Genomic DNA, 1,221 nt, shown 5'->3' on the forward strand with positions numbered 1-1,221 from the left:
GGCAGCTAACCACGGTAGGGTCAGCGACTGGGGTGAAGTCGTAACAAGGTAGCCGTAGGGGAACCTGCGGCTGGATCACCTCCTTTCTAAGGAAGATCGAGAAACGCTAAGACGACCGGCTTGACCGGTATGAAGCTTCTCCATCTTTTTAGAACAAGATCGGATCAGTCAGATCACGATCGCAACGTAATACGCCGCGTAGACTACGGTCACGACGGTATGGCGAGCTTTCGCCGTCCACGTTTCTCTTTCTTCAAAAGGATATCGAACCATTGGTTTGCGCTCACGCGCTGTTCGCACCTTCGGTGCTGCGCTCCGCGAGGGCGCCGGACGACCGGCGACGGCCTCTGGCCTGTATGGGTGATCCTTTCCGAGGTTTTTGCTTTGGATTGGGCGCTGCGCAGAGAGATGGGCCCGTAGCTCAGTTGGTTAGAGCACACGCTTGATAAGCGTGGGGTCGGAAGTTCAAGTCTTCCCGGGCCCACCATTTGCAACGGCAGATAAAGCTGGTGCGAATTGTGGTTTGTTTGGGTTTACCTGATCCTGACGGTTTGCTGTCAGGTGTTTGCGATGGTTGGGGCTGTAGCTCAGCTGGGAGAGCACCTGCTTTGCAAGCAGGGGGTCAGCGGTTCGATCCCGCTCAGCTCCACCAATTCGCTTGGTGTCGAGACTGAGAGATATCCTTTGAAGAAGTAAAAGTTTGCATCGATCGCTGATCGATGCCTGTTCTGCATACATTGTGAAGAGAAGATTGATCTGGAGGCTTCCAGGTGTTTTGGGTTTTGGCCCGAAACGTCCGAGCCCAATTCCTGTGAACCCATGGATGGCCTAGCCGGCCGGATGTGGTGGAGGGGCTGGAGGTAGGAAGGAAGCTTGTCGCTCTGGATCGTTGGTTGTTCGTGGCTTTCGGGCCTCGTCTGATGAACGATCGGATTACCGTTGCCTGACCGCGCGGTACCGGATTTTATCTCGAGAAGCTGGTCTTAAAGATAGACTGCAAGCGAGCTGCTCGGCGTAGCTCCAATAAAGCAGATCTATCGAACACGTCGATGGCATTGTTGGATTGACCGGGTTGTAAAAGGTAACCTGGTCTGTTGCCGTTTCCTTTGGAAACGGGCAACGAGATGATGAGCATTGGCAATGAGAACGATTAAGTGTCGTAAGGGCATTTGGTGGATGCCTTGGCATGCACAGGCGATGAAGGACGTGATACGCTGCGAA

At 54.0% G+C, this 1,221-nt stretch carries 2 tRNA genes and 1 rRNA gene; all 3 read left to right on the top strand.

The features are described 5' to 3' along the window. A 16S ribosomal RNA gene (locus FHT70_RS30075) occupies positions 1 to 86 on the top strand; the annotation flags it as partial. A 324-nt stretch (positions 87 to 410) separates the two neighbouring features. Beyond that, positions 411 to 487 (top strand) — tRNA-Ile (locus FHT70_RS30080). An 89-nt stretch (positions 488 to 576) separates the two neighbouring features. Then, a tRNA-Ala gene (locus FHT70_RS30085) sits at positions 577 to 652 on the top strand. The last annotated feature ends 569 nt before the right edge of the window (positions 653 to 1,221 follow it).

The organism is Rhizobium sp. BK049 (assembly GCF_014193135.1).
GTDB lineage: Bacteria > Pseudomonadota > Alphaproteobacteria > Rhizobiales > Rhizobiaceae > Rhizobium.